This is a genomic window from Corynebacterium tuberculostearicum (assembly GCF_016894265.1).
In the GTDB taxonomy this organism is placed as follows: domain Bacteria; phylum Actinomycetota; class Actinomycetes; order Mycobacteriales; family Mycobacteriaceae; genus Corynebacterium; species Corynebacterium tuberculostearicum_D.
Map to the genome: position 1 here is coordinate 685,278 of NZ_CP069791.1, position 20,577 is coordinate 705,854.

Here is a 20,577-nt window from a genome sequence, read left to right on the forward strand (position 1 = left end):
GGCCTATTTTTCCCTGCTTAGCCTTGCCAAGCAATACGCCGCGCCGTGGGCCACGTGTGGCGAGGGCAATCCGGGTATAACCAGTGGGCCCGGTTGGGGGTGGAAGATGATTGTTTTGGTTGCCGCTGAGGAGGGGAATAGACCCCCAGACAGGGGGATGGAAAAAGGCGATTTTTAACACAGTATCTGTGGTTGCGCTTGGTGAAGTTCTGGTAAACGCGGTGGATATAACCGGTGTGACAAAATCTACGCAAATTATTCGGACAAGCACGTTAATCTTGAGGTGGAAGGCACAGTTGGGGCTTTATTTCCCCAATTTTCACACCCACCCTCAGGAGAATTACTAATGACCGCCACTATCCCAGGGCTCGTCGGAGAGCTGCCGACTAAAAACGAAAAGCTTATCGGCTGGATCAGCGAGAACGTTGAGCTTTTCCAGCCGGACCAGGTGGTCTTTGTAGACGGCTCCCAGGACGAGGCTGACCGTTTGGCCGCAGAGCTGGTGGAAAAGGGCACGCTTATCAAGCTGAATGAGGAAAAGCGCCCTAATTCCTACCTGGCTCGCTCCAATCCTTCGGACGTCGCCCGCGTGGAATCCCGCACCTTCATCTGTACAGAGAATGAAGATGGCGCCGGCCCGACCAATAACTGGGCCCCGCCAGCTGCGATGAAGGAAGAAATGACGGAGGCATTCCGTGGTTCCATGAAGGGCCGCACCATGTACGTGGTTCCCTTCTGCATGGGCCCTATTAGCGATCCGGAACCAAAGCTGGGCGTGCAGCTGACTGACTCCGCCTATGTGGTGCTCTCCATGCGCATCATGACCCGTATGGGTGCGGAAGCCTTGGAGAAAATCGGCGCTGACGGCAACTTTGTCCACGCCCTGCACTCCGTGGGCGCCCCGCTAGAGCCAGGCCAAGAAGATGTGGCGTGGCCATGCAATGACACTAAGTACATCACCCAGTTCCCTGAAACTAAGGAAATCTGGTCCTACGGTTCTGGCTACGGCGGCAACGCCATCCTGGCTAAGAAGTGCTATGCGCTGCGCATCGCTTCGGTTATGGCCAAGGAAGAAGGCTGGATGGCCGAGCACATGCTCATCTTGAAGCTCACCAACCCAGAAGGCAAGAAGTACCACGTTGCAGCTGCCTTCCCTTCGGCATGTGGCAAGACCAACCTGGCCATGATTACCCCAACCATCCCGGGGTGGAAGGCTGAAGTTGTCGGCGACGATATTGCCTGGCTGCATCTGCGTGAGGATGGCCTCTACGCCGTAAATCCGGAAAATGGATTCTTCGGTGTGGCTCCTGGTACCAACTACGATTCCAACCCGATTGCCATGCGGACCATGGAGCCGGGCAACACCATCTTCACCAACGTTGCGCTGACCGACGACGGCGATGTCTGGTGGGAGGAAATGTCCAAGGAGGCACCAGAGCACCTCATTGACTGGACCGGCCAGGATTGGACTCCGTCCTCCTCCACTAAGGCTGCGCACCCGAACTCCCGCTACTGCGTGCCGATTTCCCAGTGCCCGAGCGCCGCACCAGAGTATGACGACTGGCAGGGCGTGAAGATCGACGCCATCCTCTTCGGCGGCCGCCGCAAGACCACCGTCCCGCTGGTAACCCAGGCCTTTGACTGGAACCATGGCACCATGATCGGCGCTCTGCTGGCTTCCGGCCAGACCGCTGCCGCAGAAGGTAGCGTCGGCACCCTGCGCCACGACCCGATGGCTATGCTGCCGTTCATTGGTTACAACGCCGGTGACTACCTGCAGCACTGGATCGATATGGGTGAAAAGGGCGGCGACCGCATGCCGTCTATCTTCCTGGTTAACTGGTTCCGCCGTGGCGATGACGGCCGCTTCCTGTGGCCGGGCTTCGGCGAGAACTCCCGCGTGCTCAAGTGGATCATTGACCGCATTGAGGGCAACGTTGAGGCCGAGGAAACCGTCGTGGGCCACACCGCCCGCGCCGAGGATATCGACCTCGAGGGCATCGACTTCGATATCGAGGATGTTCGCGCCGCTCTCGCCGTCAACCCGAAGGAATGGGAAGGCGATATGCAGGATAACGCCAGCTACCTCAACTTCTTGGGCTCCCGCGTGCCGTCCGAGGTGTGGGACCAGTTCCACGCCCTGAAGGAGCGTGTAGAGAACGCCTCTTAAGCTCTAAGCTCAATAGCACCCAGCGACAGCACTGTTGTTGGGTGCTATTTTTGCAGCACTAGCGTCAAGTTAGAAACCGCGAATTCCCGCACCCCTGGCACACGGGTGAGCCACCAAGCCCAGCTGGGGTGATAGCGGGGGAAGGCGAGTTGGAGCGCGCCGGTGCGCTGGGCCCAGGCAAGGCCGGCGGAGCAGGGGACGTCGAAAAGCGAAGTGCCAAAGACATTTTTGGGCGGATGGCCGTGGTGGCGGGTATAGCGATCGCGGGCAAAGCCACCCCCAATGTAGTGCTCCCACAGGCCGGTCTCGTGGCCGCCAAAGGGGCCGAGCCACACCGTGTAGCTCAGGATGGTAAGTCCGCCGGGGCGGGTTACGCGCAGCATCTCCTCGCCCATATCCCAGGGATTGGGGATGTGCTCGGCCACGTTGGAGGAATAGACCACGTCAAAGGAATCATCGGCAAAGGGCAGGTTGGTGCCATCGCCACGCACGGAATTGCTTAAATGGATGCCGGCCGCAGACATCTCGCCGGCATCTGGCTCCAATCCCACATAGCGGGCGCCGCGCCGGGAAAAGGCGTCCGCAAAATAGCCCGGTCCGCCGCCGACATCGAGCACCCGTGCTCCGAAAAGCTGCACGCCCAAGTCGCGGCCGAGGTTATCCACCAGCGCGGCCGTATCCTCCGCGAGCCCGCCGTAGAAAATCTCCGGGCGCGTCTGCTCAAAGCGGAAGGAACGCAGCAGCTGAATGGAGCGGCGGAGCGTGGCCATCTCACGGGTATGTCTCATAACCCACTAGGCTAATACCTCACGATGAAGATTCTTTTACTATGCTGGCGCGATACCACCCACCCACAAGGCGGTGGTTCGGAGCGCTACTTGGAGCGCGTGGGAGAGTACCTGGCGTCTGAAGGCCACGAGGTGGTCTTTCGCACCTCCAAGCATATGAACGCCGCCCACCGCGAGGTGCGCGACGGCGTGCGCTATAGCCGCGGTGGCGCCAAATTCGGCGTATATCCGCGTGCCTGGGCGGCGATGCTGGTCGGCCGCCTGGGGGTGGGAGACCTGCGCGGGGTGGATGCGGTAATCGATACCCAAAACGGCATCCCCTTCTTCGCTCGCCTGGTGTCCGGGGTGCCGACGGTGCTGCTTACTCACCATTGCCACCGCGAACAATGGCCGGTAGCGGGCCCTCTCCTCGGGCGGCTTGGCTGGTTCCTTGAGTCCCGGGTGGCCCCGCGCGTGTATCGCGGCGCTCCCTATGTCACCGTGTCTGAGGCCTCCCGCGAGGATTTGGAGGCGCTGGGCATTAAGGGCGCGCACATCATCGCCAATGGCCTGGACCCGGTTCCGGATCACGTTCCTTCCTTGGAACGAGAGGCCGAGGTGCATCTAGTCACGCTTTCGCGCCTAGTGCCACATAAGCAGATCGAGCATGCCATGGATACGGTGGCGCAGACCCCGGGCGCGGTCTTGGACGTCATCGGCTCCGGCTGGTGGGAAGCTAACCTGCGTGCCTATGCCGAGGAGCATGGGGTAAGCGATCGCGTGCGCTTTCGCGGCCAGGTGACCGAGGACTATAAGCACGCCCTGCTCGCCCGCGCCGATGCCTTGCTCATGCCTTCGCGCAAAGAGGGGTGGGGTTTGGCAGTAATGGAGGCGGCCCAACATGGGGTGCCCGCCGTTGGCTATACATTTGGCCTGCGTGACAGCGTTATCAACGGCAGGACCGGCATTCTGGTAGAGCGCGAAGAGGATTTCGTGGCGGCCACCAAGCAGCTGCTTGCCGACGCCCCCCTTCGCCGCACCCTCGGCTCCAACGCGCGGGATTTTGCCGCTAGCTTCTCGTGGAAGAAGACCGGCGAGCAGTTCGCGGAATTGCTGCAAGGGCTAGTAGCGGACACGCCATCCACAAAGCGGTAAGCGCCCACGGAACCTGCGGCCGCGGCGCATTAGTCTCCGCGGCAATGGCACCGTCCACCACGACCACACCGACGCCGAGCTCGGCCAGCCGGTCCATATCGTGCTCCTCCCACGCGCGCAGCGCCGCCCGGTATTGCGGCGAGGCTTGGTCCACCACCGTGCCGTCTACGCTCAATTCCCCCGATTCCACCATGGCCACTGCCTTGGAGTAGGGGTCGACGGCCACGCCGCCGGGAACCTCCACGAGGTTGGCGCGTTCTGGGAAGAAGGCCACCCGGCCGTCAATCGCGCGCACCAACTGCTCATCTATCCCCGTATCCCGCGGCGCGAGCACCGCGAGGCGTCCTGGAACGGGCAGCAGCTGCACGGTCGCCGCCACGGTGGCTAGTGCCGCCGGCAGATTCGGCAGCGCCCCCAGCGAGGCCACATAGAGCGGCAACGCCAACATGGTCAGTTTCCCGCTATCACGCAGCAGCGCCGCCCCCGGTATGTGATCAATAGACCACACCAGCGCGCCGGGAACCAGCCAGAAGAATATCGCCCCGCCGAGACCAATCGCTGCGAGAACGCTTAACCGCATGGGGACCCGCCACGCCCCGAGCAGGGCGACGACCGCCACGATGACGCCGCACACGGCGAACCCGATGGCCGCCTCCGCATTCCAGATACCGCCGAGCCGCAGTAGCGCGCCTGCGGTGCCGACGTAGTCTTCTGCCCGCGGGCCAAACGCGGCCACCGCCGCTGCGGTATCGCCAGGCGCAGCGGGGTTGAACATGCCCGGAATGGCCCACGGCAAGCACAGAATCACGCCGCCGAGCGCTACCCGCTTGCGGCAGGTCACCGCCGCGGTCACCACGGCAAAGAGACCACCCGTAGGGGTAAGCGAAGCTCCCCACATAGCCAGCCACGCCACCCAGCTGTGCCTTTTTCCTGCCCACGCGATGACCGGCAGTAGCCACGCAGCCACCGCAAGCGACCACTGGCCCTGCAGGAGACGCTCGATGACGAAGGGATTGGCCACCGCCACCGCCATCGCGCTCACCGCGGAGACTGTAGAGCGTGCCCAGCGCGCCGCGGTGAGCGCGGAGGACGCGGCGGCGGCGAAAATGAGCACCCGCGCCGCCCACGCGCCGCCCACGAGAGCAAGGAAACCATCTTGCGGTGCATTGCGGGCGGGCAGACTGCCGCCACCAAAGGCAGAAGGGGAAAGCGCCGGATGGTCAAGCAACGCCATATCGCGCCACAAGAACTCGCCGGGTAAGGCAAAGGGCCAGCACACCGCGGCCACAAGGAGAGCGCCCCAGCTAAGGAGTAAAAGACGCCTAGCCTTCACGGTGGCGGCGCATGTACATATAGGCGGCACAGAGCAATAGACCAACGCCGATGGCCTTGCCGGCCCAGCCGACCACCATCAAGGCGCGAATGGTGCGAATGACCGGACGTACCTCATCAAGGCGCTCCGCGCGGGTCTCATCGGACCAGCGCAGATCGGCGGCGAAGATGGAGCGGTCTTCTGTATCGTCATTCGCCACCATGGTGCCGGCTTGCTTTTCGTCCGCGGCAAAGAAGATCTTGATGTTCTCGCGCAGGTCCACCATGGTGCCGGTGGTGGGCTCGACGGAGATATCGCGGCCGATGGTATAGAAGGGCTCCACCGTGACTCGGTCAGTGGCATCTAAGCCGAGGAGTTCGCGCGACTCGGCGTCGTAGAACCGCTTTGCCGGCCCGGAGATGCGGAAATCCTCGGCCGCTAGCTGCTTATCGCCGGTGCCGGTATCGACCTCGGTGGTAATGCTTTTGCGCATATCAGCCAAGGAAATGGGCTGGATATCGTGGTGGAAAGAATAGGTGGGGATTCCGTCGAGCTTTTCCGTCGTGGTGAAGTCCACCGCCGTGGAGGATTGCGTCGCTAGATCGAAAAACGGATAGGAGCGCTGCTCGGTACCGGAGGGAAAGAAGTAGTTGATTCCATCGCGCTCGAAGTCGGTGCGGGCCATGCCGGTATCCAGCGCCGGTAGGACAAACTTCCATTTATCCTTCGGCGAAGCAACCGGGTAGGTGGACTCGCGGTTCAACACGGAATGCTCCGTGATTTGGGCAAGGGGAGTATCGCCGGCGAGCAGGCGAGAGAGCGAATCGGAGTTAGCGAGCGCATCATCTTCTGCCACCTCAGAGGTGGTGGTATTGCGCTCGATAGTAAGCAGGTCGTGGTGCAGGTAGCACCACATGGGCGCCTGCTTTTCCTGACATTGCGGGTCCTTGCTATCGCCGGAGGCTTTGGCCCCGGCGATGAATTCAGGCGCTTCCATCCACACGCCTGCCGACGGCGCGGTGACGGTGTTGATGTTTTGGTCGAAGGCCAGCGGCCGGGTCTGATTGTTATACAGCGGCGGCACCACGGTACCCAGCACCAAGAAAATGACGGCGGCAATGAAAACCCACGCCAGTGGCGAGCGTGGCCAAAGGTAGCGTTTCATTGCAGTAGTATGTCCAATCAGTTTCAGGTCGATCCGGGGTTAGGAGCAAGCGTGCAGCCGCAGGCATCTGTGAAAAGCGTACCCCAGCATCTGCCGGAGCTAGACGGTTTACGCGCGGTCGCTTCCCTTGGAATCATTGTCACCCACGTGTCTTTTCAGACCGGAACCGGGTGGGGGTTTGCCGGGCGCTTTGATTATTTCGTCGCCGTCTTCTTTGCGCTCAGTGCCTTCCTCTTGTGGCGTCGCCGCGGCTTGCACACCTTATCCGGCTATGCGCGCTCGCGCGTGGCCCGCCTAGTGCCGGCCTATTATGCCTGCGTGGTGGCGGTGATGCTCCTGCTTCCCGACGCCCACTCGCTCACCCTCACCCAACTGCTGAGCAACCTCACCTCTACCCAGATCTATGTGGTGGACGGGCTAGCGCCGGGGCTTACCCACCTGTGGTCGCTATGCGTGGAGTTCTTCTTCTACCTTGCCCTGCCTTTGTTGGTGTGGCTCCTCGATGTGCTGCCGCGGCGCTGGCGGGTAGCGGCCATCGCGCTGGGCGCTGTGATCAGTTGGGCTTGGGGTTTCGTTCCCTTTGTGGCCGATTACGCCAAGGACCAGGTCAATTCGCAGATTTGGCCGCCGGCATATGCTTCGTGGTTTGCCGTGGGAATGCTGGCCGCGGAATGCGAAGAAGCTGGTGTTAGCCGGCGCGTGCAACGCGCGCTGCGGCCGCGCTGGGCATGGTGGCTCGTGGCAGCGGTGGTGCTGTGGATTTCCAGCCGCGAGTGGTTCGGGCCGCAGGGACTGGTGCATCCAGAGCCAGGTGAATTTTCCCGCCGGATCATTGCGGGAGCGGCCTTCGCCGCAGTCGTGGTGGTACCGGTGGCGCTCGCCCCACGGGATAAGTCCTGGCTGACCAGCCCGCTCATGCAGGCACTGGGCGCGTGGTCCTATTCCATCTTCTTGTGGCATGTGGCCATTCTGGGACTGGCGTTTCCGCTTACCGGGGTGCCGCTGTTTAGCGGGAAGCCCCTGGACTTTTGGGTGATTCTGGCCGTAACGGTGGTGGCCACCGTGGTGGTCTCGGCCGCGAGCTATACGCTCATTGAGCGTCCCGGCCGGGATTTTCTCCTCGGTCGGAGGCGAAAAGACAGGCCACGCCCGCGGCACACAAGCAGCTAAGCAGGAGCGAATCGCCCGCATAGGATCCCGATGTCCACGGCGCGCGTGCGAGGATCGCCCCGGCCGCCGCTACGACACCGGGCGCGAGGTAGGCGCGCGGGATGGTGGTCCAGCGCAGCACCAACCAAGCGGCAACGGCCGCCACCGCGGCCGGCCAGCCGGTCAGGGCCAGCGCGGCCAGCGCCACGATGGCCGAGGCGGCACCGCCGCGCGGCGCGCGCCACGTGGGCTGGGACGGGCGCCGCGTGGCCGCCAGGATGCACAGGCCGAGGGTGAGCAAGCCCAAGGCGCCGCCGAAGAGGAGGGTGGCGCGGTAAACCGGTTGGGCGCTAAAGGTCATGCGGAAGTCACCGGAGCTGCTGGCCGGAATGACAAAAGCTTGGGTGGCGGCATCGATCTCGCGCGGGATGAGCTCTTCCTCGCCTAGGTAGCCGCGCAGTCCCTTATTGAAGGCGCGACCGGTGACCAAGAGACGATCCTCATCAGCGGCTGCAATCGAGTACCCGGTGGGCTTGGAAGAGCCTGCTGGTTGCCAGTCCTCCTCGCGCAGGCTCACCCACGGCCCCGTGGTGCGCACGCGGTGCGTGCCAGGACTGAGGGTGAGGGATTCGCCGGGGGAGTAGCGGTGGGCGTCGATAAGCACGGGCTTGGTGGAATCCACCGTCACGCGCATGGGGCGCGGCGCCGTGAAATCGCGGATGAGCACGCCGGTATCCTGCAGCATGCGCTGGAAAAAGAATTGGTGCACGTCAGGGGAGGTATCCGGGACGGTCACCACGCGCTCGACCGGCTGGCCTTCCACTCCTAACTCCGCGATGCCGGTGCGGTGGGAGAGCTCCACGCGGATGGCCTCGGTATCGCCGCCGGGAACGCGGACTTCCTGCGCGCGGAAGGGCTGCAAGTCCACGTCTACGGCCGCGCTGCCAGAGCGCACGGTTACCGTGGTGGCGCTGGTGGCCATGAGCTTGAGGCGCGGCTGGGTGAAAGATCCGCGCAGCTCAATCCACCCAGCATCATCGCCCGGCGCGGGCCACCAGGCGGTGGAGTTTTCTCCATCCACCGCGGCCGTGGCGGACTTCTTCGGCTGGGCGCCACCAAAGGCCGTGGCATCGGCGGCCGAGGAGGAGACTGCTACCGAACCGCCGTGGGTTTCCACCTGGGTAAGCGGCCCAGCGGAGGGATAGTCGCGCAGGCGGTTATTCACGTGGCTGGGGTCGTCCGCGGCCAGGGGCGCGGAGATGGGACCATCGAGGGTGCCGTAGTTGCGGTCCGTGAGCGCCGGGGTATCGGTGACGATATCGGCGTCGCGATCGACGAGCTTACGGGTGGTGGGGGTGGAGTGGGCGTCGAGAAGCGCTAATGCTTCCCCACCGCCGGCCACGCGGACCGGGTCCGTCGGCCCTAAGGACATGCCGGCGTGGTTGAGAAGAATGACATCGACCTCGCCGAAGCGATGGACCTCGCCGCCAAACTTGCTAGCCAGGGCCTCGTCCTCGCCGGTGAAGAGATCGTGGCGCACCATGACCGCGCCGATGCCCAGGCGCTGCAGGGAGCGCACGCCCGTGGCCGGGTCCTCCTTGAGCGCGGCCATGACGCCGTCGAGCCCGCGGATGGCCTCTGGGGGCACGAGCGGAATGGCATCGCGCACGGCCCAGGGGACATCGAGCAGCGGCTGGGCCGGCTCGTCGCGCGTCCATCCCCAGGTCTGCCGGGCAAAGGACGCCTCCGGGTAGATAAGGGTGCGGGTATCGGCGGCATGGGTATTGATAAAGTCCGTGGCCTCGTGCCAGTAGGAGGGCACCTCTTTATAGGCACCCAGCGGCAGCAAGCGCTGCGACCATGCCGGGGAGACCACCGCGATGCACAACAGCAGCGTCAGCGCACCCACCGTCTGTTTCTTGGTGGGGCGCAAGCTCCTCGGAAGTGGAAGATTGGCGCAGGCGCGCGCCACGCCCAGAAGCAGCGGGATGCGCACCAGCGGATCGAATTTATGCAGGTTGCGCAGCGCGGCCAGCGGTCCATCGAGCGCATCGAGGTACCACGCCACCTGGCAGCCCAGCACCGCGATGCCCACCACCAGCATGACGGACCACACGCGCGGCAGCTTGGTGAGCCCGTAGATGCCCACGGCCGCGATGCCCATGGTGACCAGCACAAAGAAGGACTCGGTGGCTAGCTCATAGCCGGCTACGCGTTCGGTATCGACAAACGGCGTCCAGCTCGTGGTTCCGCGCAGGATCTCGGGCAAGTTGAGCCAGCGAGTGGTTACGCGGGCGGATTCGATGAATTCCGTAAACGGCGGGGCATAGCGGCCAAGCACGACGAGCGGGCCGATCCACCACGCCGACACCGCCAGGCACCCTAAGAGCCAGGCCGCGCCGGGTCTGAAGGCGCGGCGGTAGAGCAGGATTACAGCGGCCGGGATACACGCCGCGATGGTCGCGGTGGCATTGACCGCACCCATCAGCGCCACCGGGATGGTGGCCGCGGCGGCATCGCGCCAGGTGAGCTTGGCATTGAGGAAGGGCAGGATAACCCAGGGAGCGAGCATGACCGGCCAGGTCTCAGAAGAAATGGCGGTCAGGGTAGAAAGAGTGCGCGGCGAGAGCGCGTAGAGCATCGCCGCCACCCAGACCCACCAGCCACGCAGGCCCACCTTGCGGCCGAGCTTATGGAAGCCGATGAAGCCGACGCTTAAGACCAGTAGCCACCAGAGGCGCTGGGCCACCCAATCGGGCAGGGGCTGGGTTAAAACGAAGAATGGTCCCTGGGGAAAGAGATAGCCATAGGCCTGATTCTGTAGCTGCCCCAGGGTAAAGGTATCCGTATAGGCGCTGAGCGCCCCGCGGAGAAAGTGCAGCGGATCGGCCGCCAGATCATGCTTGGTATCGGCCGCCGTCAGCCCCCACGGCTGCACGAGGAGGATGAGCGCTAGGGCAAGGATCCCCAGCGGGTAGGGGCGGGCAAGCCGCCCGCGGAGGGTACGCACACCTAGTTGCGGGATCCGTACTCAGGGCCGCCCAAAACCGCATCGGAAGCAGAAACCGCATTGCCTTCCGGCACGGTATCGGTGCCGGAGAATTGTGCGATGCCGATGATGGTGATGACGCCGAGCGCGATGCCCACAACAGCGCTACCGATGGCAGGGCCAAGGGTGCGCTTGTTCAAAGAATCGGTTTCCAGAGCCATGGCTAAAGATACTAGCAGCTATTTAGAAGTATTCTGCCTCATCATCGTCCGCGTCATCCTCGTTTTCCTGCGGCACGATGAAGACGGGAAGGCCGGCGTTGCGCACAATCTGATCGGCGGTGGAGTTGGTCCACCACGCGCGGAAGCCGGTCAGGGCGCGGGTGCCGGTCACGATGACGTCCACGTCCAGCTCGTGTGCTGCATCAATGATGGCGGAGGAGATGGTGGTGGCGGATTCCACCAGGTGGGCGCGGCCGGCTAGGCCCAGGCTTTCGGCCAGCTCGATGCCCTGGCGGCAAATCTTTAGCGCCTCTTCATAGGCCGGATCCTCTTCGACGCCGTCCGGGGAGACGGTGGACTGGTGCATTCCGGTGCGGCTGACGGCGCGGGCGGTCTGCCGGGCTACCGGCTCCCAGGCGGTGAGGATTTCTACCGTGGTGGGCCGCAGCAGCTGGGCCGCGTACTCGAGGGCGCGGCCGGCTCGTTCGGTGCCATCGTAGGCAATTAGCATTGTCTCGCCGTTACTCATGTCACTAGTCTACCCACCGCTTGCGACAGAACGCGAGGAATATTGCACACTAGAAGGCATGAAAACTCCGCGCATCCTTGCCAGCCTCGCCCTCGTGACGGCCTTGGGCGCCTGCTCTACCTCCCCCCAGGAGGACAACGAGAGCCAGGGCTCCACCACCCCGGCTGGGTCGAGCTCACCTGCCGCGACGCACGAAACGCTCGAAGAGATCTCGCAGGAGGCCGCCCCGCAGCAGGACATCCGCGCCATGGCTGCTTCCGTGCTGATGCCGCCGGTCACCAACTACGACGATGCTAAGGCCAAGCTGGAGGCAGGTGTGGGCGGAATCTTTATCCCTAGCTGGGCGGATCCAAACTTGCTGCAGGAAGAGGGCCGCGATATTAATGCCCTGCGCCAAGAGGTGGGCCGCGACTTTGAGGTCTCCATCGATTTTGAGGGCGGGCGCGTGCAACGTTTCTCGGAGATCCTGGGCGAGTACCCCGCGCCGCAACAGATGGCGGCCGAGCGTTCCCCACAAGAGGTGGAGCAGCTCGCACACGAGATTGGTATGAGCCTCAAGACACACGGCATCAACGTGGACTTTGCACCGGTGCTCGACGTCGATGGCAATGGCCTGGAAGTTGTGGGCGATCGATCATTTTCCACCGATCCGGTCCAAGCAGGCGAGTATGGTGCGGCCTTTGCACGCGGGCTGGATTCCGCTGGGGTCAAGGCCGTGTTCAAGCATTTCCCGGGCCACGGCCGTGCTTCTGGCGATACCCACCTGGCCGAGGCCGTTACCCCGCCGCTAGAAGAACTAGAAGGCCACGAGTTCATTCCCTTTAAGGCTGCCCTTCCCCAAGCACCCAATGCCGCACTGATGATGGGCCACCTCGCCGTGCCCGGCCTGGGCGATGGTCAGACTCCCGCTTCCATTCTGCCGGAAGCCTATGGCCTAGCCCGCGAGACCCTGCAGTACGACGGGCCCATCTATACCGATGACATCGGCGGCATGAAGGCGATTGCGGATTCGCTCCCGCTTGCCGACGCCGTCGTGGCCTCCCTCAATGCCGGTGCCGACATGCCCCTGTGGTCCACCGAAGGCGACATTAATGCGGTGATCGACGCCGTTGTTGGCGCCGTCGACCAGGGCCGCCTGCCACTCGAACGCCTTGCAGATGCCGCCCGCCATGTCAGCGCTCCCCCGGCCAGCGCTGCACCCGAGCCCGCACAGGACTAGGAAAAATGCCACTAAAACCGTTAACCTTTAAGGCGTGAAAAAGGCAGAAGGAAAAAACGGTGCTAAAGGCTGGCTCATCGCGCTCGGCGTATTGGTTGGCCTTGTCCTGATCGCGGGCATTGCTTATGCCTGGGATGTCGCAGCAAACCAGGACAAGATTCCGCGCGCCGTTTCCGTCAACGGCGTGGATATCTCCGCCATGGATCGCACCGCCGCAGTAGAGAAGCTCGAAGACGAGCTTGCGGGCGTAGAAACCGAGCCCGTGAGCGTTACCTCCGGCGACCTGCACACCGATTTCGTTCCCTCCGAGTCGGGCCTCGCCCTGGATAACCAGCGCGCCGTGGACAATATTGAGGAGCCTTCCCTCAATCCTTTTACCCGCCTGTATAGCTTCTTCCGCTCCACCCGGGATATTCCGGTAGAAACCAATGTGGATGAGGCCCAGCTGCAACCGGCTCTGGACCGCGTGAAGAAGGATCTCTCCACCGATCCAGTCGATGGCATGCTGGAGCTCAACAATGGTGAGCTCAAGGTCACCGACCCCAAGCTCGGCCAAACCGTAGATGCCGGCACCCTGCACAATGCGGTTACGGATAATTGGCTCGATTCCGAGGGCGTAAACGTGGACCCAGAAGAGGTAGAGCCGGCCATCAATGATGAAGCTATCGAGGCCATGCGCACTGGCGATGCCGCCAAGGCGCTGGATAATCCCATTACCTTGAAGGCCAAGAATAATGTCAGCGCTACCCTGAATAAGCCGGAAATCTCCCAGTTCACCAGCATTGAAAAGAAGGACGGCAAGCTCAAGCTCGCCGTGGATACCAACCGCGCGCAAGAGCTGCTGGCCGAGCGCTCCGAGGGCGCCGATGTCCCTGGCGTAAATGCCAAGATTTCCTTCAACGGTAACGACAAGCAGATCACCCCGTCCGAAGACGGCGAGATCATCGACTGGGAGCCGACCATGAAGGACTTTGACAAGCGCGTGACCGGCGATGACCGCGAGTGGGATGCTACCTACAAGCCGGATCCGGCAGAGTTCACCACCGACGATGCCAAGAAGGCGACCTTCAACGACACCGTGGGCGAGTTCACCACTGAGGGCTACTCCGCTGCCTCCGGCAAGAATATCGAGCTGGTAGCCCAACAGGTCAACGGCGCCGTGGTCAACCCAGGCGAGACCTTCTCCCTCAACGGCCACACGGGCCCTCGCGGCACGGCACAGGGCTACGTTGAGTCCGGCATCATTATCGATGGCCACTCCGGCTCCGCCGTGGGCGGCGGCATCTCCCAGTTCGCCACCACCTTGTACAACGCTGCCTACTTTGCGGGCATGGAAGATACCGCCCACACCCCGCACTCGTACTACATTTCCCGCTACCCAGCCGGCCGCGAGGCCACCGTGTACGAGGGCGCCATCGACCTGCAGTTCACCAACACCTTCAATACCCCGGTCCGCATTGAGACCGACTTTGGTGGCGGCAAGATCACCGTGCGCCTGAAGGGCACCAAGACCGTCGACGTCGAGTCTGTGAACAACGGCCGCTGGGCTAAGACCGACCCACAACCTATGTCCGTGCCCGGCAGCGACTGCTCGCCTTCTTCTGGCGCGCCGGGCTTTACGACGTCCGATACCCGCATCATCAAGGACCTAGGCGGCAAGGAGCTCTCACGCGAGACCACCACCACGGTCTACGACCCGCAGCCCATCGTCCGCTGCGGCTAGTAGACTCGGCGCCATGCAAGAGCGAACCCTTACCACACTCATATTCGGCAACGTGGTCATTGAGTCCAACCTGCGTGGGGCAGAGCTTCGCATCTACAGCGAAGACTGGCGCGGATATCAGCGCCGCACCGATTGTGGAATGACGTTTCGTGCCCCGCTAGATGACATCCGTGGCACCGTTCCTGAGCGCGATCTAGCCGCGCTCACAGAGAAATTCTTCGAACCAGCTGCCGCAGAGTTGGAAGCCCACTATCCAGGCGGGGTAGAACGGGCACAAAAAGAACTGGCCCAGTGGCTAAGCGCCACCGACTAGCAAGAAATTTTCCCCCGAAATTGGAGCCGACGACGGTGTCTGAGTTCATGACATATTTGACAGTCTGTGCCTGAGGGAATCGTCGTGATGCTTGACAGGTGAGCCGCGACATATTTGACGCTTAGGGCTACCTTACCGTGTCGGGTGATGCTTGACTGGTGAGTCGGGACATGTTTGACACTATGAACAGTCCTAACCGCAATATGGCCATCGTCAAAGCTGTACGCCAATCCGGTGGCGTCGAAATAGAGTGCGGCCATTCAGGGCCTAAGGCACCTTCTAGAGCCCAAGAGGGAAAGGGCTCCGCCCGTCAGACGTAGGTGTTCTTACGGCGTCTTGGTACTGCTGCTTGGAACGATGCGCCCTGGCACTGCTCGCCTGATCGAAGAAACCGGCACCCCAGAACAAAAAGCAACTGGAATGCCGGTTTGTTAACGATGTCGCGACTCATCTGTCAAACATGTCGCGACTCATGACATTGGAGCCGACGACGGGAATCGAACCCGCGCTAGCAGCTTGGGAAGCTGCAGTTCTACCATTAAACTACGTCGGCACTGCGCGTTTGTGCGCTCCGGCCTACTATACACCGCGGCCTTCGGCATGAGTAGAATTGGGGCCGTGCTTCTTTCAGATCGTGATATCCGTGCCGCCATTGACGCCGAAGAATTGGGCATCGAGCCCTTCGACAGCGAACTTATCCAGCCCTCGTCCGTAGACGTGCGCCTAGATAAGTACTTCCGAGTCTTCAATAACTCGCGGTACACGCATATTGACCCCAAAGAGGAAATGCCGGATCTCACCACCTTGGTGGAGGTAGAAGAAGATCAGTCCTTCATCCTGCACCCAGGCGAGTTCGTGCTGGGCGCCACGCTGGAAAAATTCACCTTGCCGGCAGACTTGGCCGGTCGCTTGGAGGGCAAGTCTTCCCTCGGCCGCCTAGGCCTGTTGACCCACTCCACCGCGGGCTTTATTGACCCTGGTTTTTCCGGCCACATCACGCTCGAGCTTTCTAATACCGCCAACCTGCCCATCGCCCTGTGGCCGGGCATGAAGGTGGGGCAGCTGGCTATCTTCAAGATGACTTCACCAGCGGAAAGCCCATATGGCACCGGCTCGCTGGGGTCGAAGTACCAGGGCCAGCGCGGCCCGACGCCATCGAAGTCTTACCTGAATTTTCGATAGGCTTAAACCGGCATTCACATAGAGCCTCTAATATGGGGTTTTATGCGTATGACTGTAATCGGCACCGGATACTTGGGTGCAACCCATGCTGCCTGCATGGCCGAGCTCGGCCATGAAGTACTAGGCGTGGACGTAGATGACAATAAAATTTCCGCTCTTAAATCGGGCAAGGTTCCGTTCTTTGAACCGGGCCTGCCGGAGGTTCTCGAGCGCAATATCGAGGCCGGCCGCCTTGACTTCAGCACGGACTATGAAGAAGCAGCCGCGTTCGGCAACCTGCATTTTTTGGGCGTAGGTACCCCGCAGCGCCGCGGTTCCTATGCGGCGGATATGACCTATGTGAAAGCCGTCATTACGGACCTGGTGCCCAAGCTCAAGGGCGATCACATCATCTTTGGTAAGTCCACCGTTCCGGTGGGAACGGCGGCAGAGCTCCAGGAGCTGGCTAATGAGCTTGCCCCAGAAGGCACCACCGTGGAAATCGCGTGGAACCCGGAGTTCCTGCGTGAGGGCTACGCCGTTAAGGACACCATCACCCCAGACCGCATCGTTCTCGGTGTGCGCGAGGGCGAAAGCCGTGCCGAGGAGGTAGCTCGCGAGGTTTATGCTCAGCCGCTCTCGCAGGACACCCCATTCATCGTGACGGATTGGCAGACCGCCGAGCTGGTCAAGGTCTCCGCTAATGCGTTCTTGGCCACCAAGATTTCCTTTATCAACGCCGTTTCTGAGATCTGCGAGATTGCAGGCGCGGACGTTACCGCTCTTGCCGACGCCATTGGGCTCGACGAGCGCATCGGCCGCAAGTTCCTTGGCGCCGGTCTCGGCTTTGGTGGCGGTTGCCTGCCCAAGGACATCCGCGCTTTCATGGCCCGCGCTGGCGAGCTGGGCGCCGACCAAGCGCTAACCTTCCTGCGTGAGGTGGACGCTATCAATATGCGCCGCCGTGACCGCGTGGTGGACCTGGCCAAGGAAGCCTTCAATGGTTCCCTGCTTGGTCACCGCGTGACCGTATTGGGTTGCGCGTTTAAGCCGAATTCCGATGACGTGCGCGATTCGCCCGCCCTTGCCGTAGCGGGTTCCCTGTCGCTGGCTGGCGCGGCAGTAACCGTCTATGACCCAGAAGGCATGGACAACGCGAAGAAGGTATTCCCCACCTTGGATTATGCCGCGGACACTGACGATGCCCTGCGCGAGGCTGAACTGGTGATTTTGGCTACCGAGTGGAAGCAGTTCAAGGAATTGGATCCGCAGCAGGCAGGCCAGCTGGTGGACAATAAGCACATTATCGATGGTCGCAATGTGCTGCCTGTCGCAGATTGGCAGCAGGCAGGCTGGAAGGTTGAGGCCTTGGGGCGCACCCTCTAGGTCCTCTACTTCTGAGATACAAAGGCTGAGCAGCGAAATAATCGCCCTGCTCAGCCTTTTGTATAGGGGCCTAAGCCTGTGCGCGCTGTGGCACTGTGAAAGCTGCGATGGCCGTAGTGATGGGAACTGCGAGGGTCAATGCCATCGCACCCACTCCGGAACGCAGCAGCTCAGTGGCGACGAGATCGCTGCTCAAAATCTGGCCGGCAGGGCGTTCTGCTGCGGTAATCAGCATGAGCAGCGGCAAGGCTGCGCCGGTATAGGTGAGAATCAACGTATAGACCATGGAGGCGATGTGGTCGCGGCCCACCTTCATTGCGGAGAGGAAAAGCTGTGAAGGGCGAGCATCAGGGTCCGCTCCGTGGAGTTCGGTAATGGTGGATGCTTGGGCCACGGCGACGTCGGCAAGGCTGCCCAAGGCACCGACCACAAAACCGCATAAGAGCACGCCCACGATGGACACGTTGGGCATATAAAGAAGTAGCTTCAGGTTGTCCTCGGAACTATAGCCTTGTAGCTGCGAACTATCGATAGCGGCCCACGCTAACGCTGCTGCAAGAATGAGAGCGATAAGGGAGCCGCCCACCGCCGATGCCGATTTCCAATTCAGGCCGTGGACGAGAGGAACGGCGAGCAGAATGATAGCGGAGCAGGCGACCAGGGCGGACCAGAGGGGGTTATGGGCGTCGATAAGAGCGGGGACGAGGAACGCAAAGATCACGCCTAGGCTGAGCGCCAAGCCGATAAGGGCGCGCACGCCATGCCAGGCCGCAAAAGCGATAATGACGACGGCCACGATAACTGCCCACAGAGCTAGGCTTCCGGTGCGCTGATAATCAGCGAAAGCATAGGACACAGCACCGGAAGGGTCATTAGCCTTGGAAAGAACAATGTTGTCGCCCGGTTTGAGCTGCGGATCGCCGGCATTTCCGTAGGTGACCAATTGAGTCATGCGTCCTTCGTCCTCGCCGGAGGTGATGTTGACCAAGGCGCGGTCGCACTGCACTTCCTCAGTCCCCGGAATGAGCGGCGGTTTATCAAAGGCCTGTCCAGTAAGTTCCGATTGGCAAGCCGAGTGATCTGTCGTGTCGACCGTGCCCTCGACCTGTGGGTGGTTGAGGGCATAGGTTTGCTGAAAATCAGTGGAGGTGTGCTCGGAGGCTGGACTCTGAGGCCACAGCAATGCCATGCCCGCGATGGTGGCAATAAGCGCTGTGACGAGCACACCGAGCAAAGTCAATCGCCATGGATGCTGAGTTATCGAAGTAGAGAGCCGACGCCATGAACTAGGGGTCGGCTGAGATTTAGGTTCCGCAGAATGTCTTCCCATGCACCATATTGTTATGGATTATCACTATCATTAGCAACTGGCGGGAAACTACTGCTTGTAGCTCACTAGGAAGTTACCTAGGCGCTCAATGGCGTTTTCGATTTGGGATGCCCACGGCAGCGTCACCACGCGGAAGTGATCCGGGTTCGGCCAGTTAAAGCCGGTGCCTTGCACCATGAGGATCTTTTCTGCCTTCAAAATATCCAGCATGAGCTTGGCATCATCATGGATCTCATACACGTTCGGATCCAAGCGCGGGAAGAGGTACAGCGAGCCCATGGGCTTTACCGCAGAAACGCCCGGAATCTCGTTGAGCTTTTCGTAGGCAATATTGCGCTGGCGCAAAAGGCGCCCGCCGGTACCGGTGAGCTCGTAGATGGACTGCCGGCCACCTAGCGCCACCTGGATAGCGTGCTGCGCTGGCACATTCGGGCATAGGCGCGTTCCGGCGAGCAACTCCAGTCCCTCGATGAAGCCACGGGCGTGGTGCTTAGGGCCGGTGAGCACCATCCAACCAGCGCGGTAACCACATACGCGGTAAGCCTTGGACAAGCCATTAAATGTGATGGTGAGCAGGTCTGGGGCGAGCGAAGCGATGGAGATGTGCTGCGCGCCGTCGTAAAGAATGCGGTCATAGATCTCATCGGCCAAGATGAGCAGGTTATGTTCGCGGGCGATGTTGACAATCTTCTGCAAAACTTCGCGCGAGTAGACAGCACCCGTTGGGTTATTCGGGTTGATGACCACAATGGCCTTGGTCTTATCCGTGATCTTGGACTCGATGTCCTCGATCGATGGGTTCCAGTCGTCCTCCTCATCGCACAGGTAGTGCACTGGGGTGCCACCCGCCAGGGACGTAGCTGCCGTCCACAGTGGATAGTCCGGCGCCGGGATGAGAACCTCATCGCCATTATTGAGCAGCGCCTGGGTGGTCATGCTGATGAGCTCGGAGACGCCATTGCCCAAGAAGACATCGTTGATATCAAAGGGCGGAAAATCTTCAAGCTCGTAGCGGGTAACAATGGACCGACGAGCAGAAATGATTCCTTTGGAGGTGGAATAGCCCTGGGAAGTAGGCAGGGCAGCGATCATATCGCGCATGATGACATCGGGAGCCTCGAAGCCGAAGACGGCTGGGTTACCGGTGTTGAGTTTCAAGATGGTGTGCCCATCGAGCTCCATGCGTTCCGCTTCCGCAGAGACCTCGCCGCGAATGTCATACGCGACGCCCTTGAGTTTGTCGGACTGGTCAAAGATGCGGTGTTTCGGAGAAGTCATGGGAATATTGTGCCACGATTCACAGCTACACAAAACGCTTTAACAGCGGCGATGACTATTTTTTATTCCACTCGCTGAATTTGCGCTTGGCCAGATCCATAGCCTGTCCGGTTATTTCGCCGGCTTGCATGCGGCGATCGGCCCACATCTTTTCTTCGATCATTTTTTGCTGTGCGCGCTCATGCGCCGTGAGTGCGCGAATCTCGCGCAATTGCTCTTTTTCAATTTGGCGCACGGATGGGGCGTGCCACGAGGATGGGCCCACCTTGGCAACGTAGAGCAGAATCCACAGGATAGGGATGAGCGCGGCTGCTACCGCGCCTCCCAGCAAAAGCCATGGGCTGCTCAAGGTCGCGCTCATCACGATAAGCGTTGGGCTGGCAACGGCAAGCACCACCGAGCCGGAAAGTGCGGTCGCAAACTTTGGCTTCTTGCCCGCATTATGGGCGCGCGTGACCTCACCGCGGGAATAGACCTTGACCTCGTGGGAACCACGCGCCGGAATGTCTTGGAAGACGGGCACGAGGTCTTGGTGGGTGTGGGCGCGCATGACGTCGTCCGAGCGGTCTTCGAACTCTTCCATGGTTAACCGGCCTTCACCCACGGCGCGGGCGAGGTCATTGATTGCATCGTTGCGCTCGGAATCGGACAGGCGCATCGTCCGATTGATAGGGGAAGAACCAAAGCTATTACTCACGCTTCCCAGTCTA

17 protein-coding genes and 1 tRNA gene are annotated in these 20,577 nt (G+C 61.5%); 8 read left to right on the forward strand and 10 right to left on the reverse strand.

Annotated features, from left to right (window positions below; all coding sequences use genetic code 11):
• The first annotated feature begins 346 nt into the window (after positions 1 to 346).
• Positions 347 to 2,170 (forward strand): phosphoenolpyruvate carboxykinase (GTP), encoded by a 1,824-nt coding sequence (locus I6J28_RS03455; RefSeq protein WP_204610802.1) that lies wholly within the window; start codon positions 347 to 349, stop codon positions 2,168 to 2,170.
• 44 nt (positions 2,171 to 2,214) lie between these two features.
• Here I6J28_RS03455 and I6J28_RS03460 read toward each other — a convergent pair whose 3' ends face one another.
• Positions 2,215 to 2,958 (reverse strand): class I SAM-dependent methyltransferase, encoded by a 744-nt coding sequence (locus I6J28_RS03460; protein WP_204610804.1) that lies wholly within the window; start codon positions 2,956 to 2,958, stop codon positions 2,215 to 2,217.
• A 24-nt stretch (positions 2,959 to 2,982) separates the two neighbouring features.
• Between I6J28_RS03460 and I6J28_RS03465 the strand changes: the two genes are divergently transcribed.
• The gene (locus tag I6J28_RS03465; RefSeq protein ID WP_204610806.1) at positions 2,983 to 4,092 is read left to right on the forward strand and encodes a glycosyltransferase family 4 protein; all 1,110 of its coding nucleotides are present in this window, start codon (positions 2,983 to 2,985) and stop codon (positions 4,090 to 4,092) included.
• Here I6J28_RS03465 and I6J28_RS03470 read toward each other — a convergent pair.
• Together I6J28_RS03470 and I6J28_RS03475 are read right to left on the reverse strand one after the other, a co-directional pair.
• On the reverse strand, positions 4,007 to 5,326 hold the full coding sequence (locus I6J28_RS03470) for a hypothetical protein (RefSeq protein ID WP_239454651.1): 1,320 nt from the start codon (positions 5,324 to 5,326) through the stop codon (positions 4,007 to 4,009). The genes I6J28_RS03465 and I6J28_RS03470 overlap by 86 nt on opposite strands.
• An 88-nt stretch (positions 5,327 to 5,414) precedes the next feature.
• Positions 5,415 to 6,569: a DUF3068 domain-containing protein gene (locus I6J28_RS03475; RefSeq protein ID WP_204610810.1), complete on the reverse strand. Its 1,155-nt coding sequence runs from the start codon at positions 6,567 to 6,569 to the stop codon at positions 5,415 to 5,417.
• A 9-nt stretch (positions 6,570 to 6,578) separates the two neighbouring features.
• On the opposite strand from I6J28_RS03475, the gene I6J28_RS03480 reads away from it, so the two are divergent.
• Entirely contained in the window at positions 6,579 to 7,739 is a 1,161-nt protein-coding gene (locus I6J28_RS03480; protein ID WP_204610812.1) for an acyltransferase family protein, read from the forward strand.
• Here I6J28_RS03480 and I6J28_RS03485 read toward each other — a convergent pair.
• The 3 genes from I6J28_RS03485 to I6J28_RS03495 are packed head-to-tail and all read right to left on the reverse strand — an operon-like array spanning position 7,660 to position 11,457.
• Complete coding sequence (locus I6J28_RS03485) at positions 7,660 to 10,728, reverse strand: alpha-(1->3)-arabinofuranosyltransferase domain-containing protein (protein WP_239454652.1); 3,069 nt, start codon at positions 10,726 to 10,728, stop codon at positions 7,660 to 7,662. The two genes, I6J28_RS03480 and I6J28_RS03485, sit on opposite strands and share 80 nt — an antisense overlap.
• A gap of 2 nt (positions 10,729 to 10,730) precedes the next feature.
• Entirely contained in the window at positions 10,731 to 10,928 is a 198-nt protein-coding gene (locus I6J28_RS03490; protein WP_005325448.1) for a DUF2613 domain-containing protein, read from the reverse strand.
• Between the two features lie 22 nt (positions 10,929 to 10,950).
• Positions 10,951 to 11,457: a universal stress protein gene (locus tag I6J28_RS03495; protein ID WP_049359996.1), complete on the reverse strand. Its 507-nt coding sequence runs from the start codon at positions 11,455 to 11,457 to the stop codon at positions 10,951 to 10,953.
• A 58-nt stretch (positions 11,458 to 11,515) separates the two neighbouring features.
• Between I6J28_RS03495 and I6J28_RS03500 the strand changes: the two genes are divergently transcribed.
• Genes I6J28_RS03500 through I6J28_RS03510 form a run of 3 tightly spaced genes read left to right on the forward strand, consistent with a single transcriptional unit; the run spans position 11,516 to position 14,712 of the window.
• A complete protein-coding gene (locus I6J28_RS03500) occupies positions 11,516 to 12,676 on the forward strand; it encodes a glycoside hydrolase family 3 protein (protein WP_204610814.1) in 1,161 nt (386 codons plus the stop codon).
• Positions 12,677 to 12,710: 34 nt separating this feature from the next.
• A complete protein-coding gene (locus I6J28_RS03505) occupies positions 12,711 to 14,399 on the forward strand; it encodes a VanW family protein (protein ID WP_204610816.1) in 1,689 nt (562 codons plus the stop codon).
• Positions 14,400 to 14,412: 13 nt separating this feature from the next.
• A complete protein-coding gene (locus I6J28_RS03510; protein ID WP_204610817.1) occupies positions 14,413 to 14,712 on the forward strand; it encodes a hypothetical protein in 300 nt (99 codons plus the stop codon).
• A gap of 479 nt (positions 14,713 to 15,191) precedes the next feature.
• On the opposite strand, the gene I6J28_RS03515 is transcribed toward I6J28_RS03510, so the two are convergent.
• Positions 15,192 to 15,265 (reverse strand) — tRNA-Gly (locus I6J28_RS03515).
• Between the two features lie 65 nt (positions 15,266 to 15,330).
• Between I6J28_RS03515 and dcd the strand changes: the two genes are divergently transcribed.
• Both dcd and I6J28_RS03525 read left to right on the forward strand, forming a co-directional pair.
• Entirely contained in the window at positions 15,331 to 15,894 is a 564-nt protein-coding gene (dcd, locus tag I6J28_RS03520) for a dCTP deaminase (protein WP_005329405.1), read from the forward strand.
• A gap of 42 nt (positions 15,895 to 15,936) precedes the next feature.
• On the forward strand, positions 15,937 to 17,259 hold the full coding sequence (locus I6J28_RS03525) for a UDP-glucose dehydrogenase family protein (protein WP_204610818.1): 1,323 nt from the start codon (positions 15,937 to 15,939) through the stop codon (positions 17,257 to 17,259).
• 70 nt (positions 17,260 to 17,329) lie between these two features.
• On the opposite strand, the gene I6J28_RS03530 is transcribed toward I6J28_RS03525, so the two are convergent.
• Genes I6J28_RS03530 through I6J28_RS03540 form a run of 3 tightly spaced genes read right to left on the reverse strand, consistent with a single transcriptional unit; the run spans position 17,330 to position 20,564 of the window.
• Positions 17,330 to 18,589: a YibE/F family protein gene (locus I6J28_RS03530; protein WP_430516388.1), complete on the reverse strand. Its 1,260-nt coding sequence runs from the start codon at positions 18,587 to 18,589 to the stop codon at positions 17,330 to 17,332.
• A 48-nt stretch (positions 18,590 to 18,637) separates the two neighbouring features.
• Positions 18,638 to 19,867, reverse strand: coding sequence for a pyridoxal phosphate-dependent aminotransferase (locus I6J28_RS03535; RefSeq protein WP_179387070.1), 1,230 nt, complete (start codon positions 19,865 to 19,867; stop codon positions 18,638 to 18,640).
• Between the two features lie 55 nt (positions 19,868 to 19,922).
• Entirely contained in the window at positions 19,923 to 20,564 is a 642-nt protein-coding gene (locus I6J28_RS03540; RefSeq protein WP_239228441.1) for a DUF1707 SHOCT-like domain-containing protein, read from the reverse strand.
• Positions 20,565 to 20,577: the final 13 nt, after the last annotated feature.

Excerpts from the sequence above, each read along its gene's own strand:
- I6J28_RS03480 (WP_204610812.1), top strand. The coding sequence starts at position 6,579 with ATGTCCAATCAGTTTCAGGTCGATCCGGGGTTAGGAGCAAGCGTGCAG.
- I6J28_RS03490 (WP_005325448.1), bottom strand. The coding sequence starts at position 10,928 with ATGGCTCTGGAAACCGATTCTTTGAACAAGCGCACCCTTGGCCCTGCC.
- I6J28_RS03510 (WP_204610817.1), top strand. The coding sequence starts at position 14,413 with ATGCAAGAGCGAACCCTTACCACACTCATATTCGGCAACGTGGTCATT.
- I6J28_RS03535 (WP_179387070.1), bottom strand. The coding sequence starts at position 19,867 with ATGACTTCTCCGAAACACCGCATCTTTGACCAGTCCGACAAACTCAAG.
- I6J28_RS03500 (WP_204610814.1), top strand. The coding sequence starts at position 11,516 with ATGAAAACTCCGCGCATCCTTGCCAGCCTCGCCCTCGTGACGGCCTTG.
- I6J28_RS03470 (WP_239454651.1), bottom strand. The coding sequence starts at position 5,326 with ATGGCGTTGCTTGACCATCCGGCGCTTTCCCCTTCTGCCTTTGGTGGC.
- I6J28_RS03530 (WP_430516388.1), bottom strand. The coding sequence starts at position 18,589 with ATGGGAAGACATTCTGCGGAACCTAAATCTCAGCCGACCCCTAGTTCA.
- I6J28_RS03455 (WP_204610802.1), top strand. The coding sequence starts at position 347 with ATGACCGCCACTATCCCAGGGCTCGTCGGAGAGCTGCCGACTAAAAAC.
- I6J28_RS03465 (WP_204610806.1), top strand. The coding sequence starts at position 2,983 with ATGAAGATTCTTTTACTATGCTGGCGCGATACCACCCACCCACAAGGC.
- I6J28_RS03460 (WP_204610804.1), bottom strand. The coding sequence starts at position 2,958 with ATGAGACATACCCGTGAGATGGCCACGCTCCGCCGCTCCATTCAGCTG.
- I6J28_RS03525 (WP_204610818.1), top strand. The coding sequence starts at position 15,937 with ATGCGTATGACTGTAATCGGCACCGGATACTTGGGTGCAACCCATGCT.
- I6J28_RS03495 (WP_049359996.1), bottom strand. The coding sequence starts at position 11,457 with ATGAGTAACGGCGAGACAATGCTAATTGCCTACGATGGCACCGAACGA.
- I6J28_RS03475 (WP_204610810.1), bottom strand. The coding sequence starts at position 6,569 with ATGAAACGCTACCTTTGGCCACGCTCGCCACTGGCGTGGGTTTTCATT.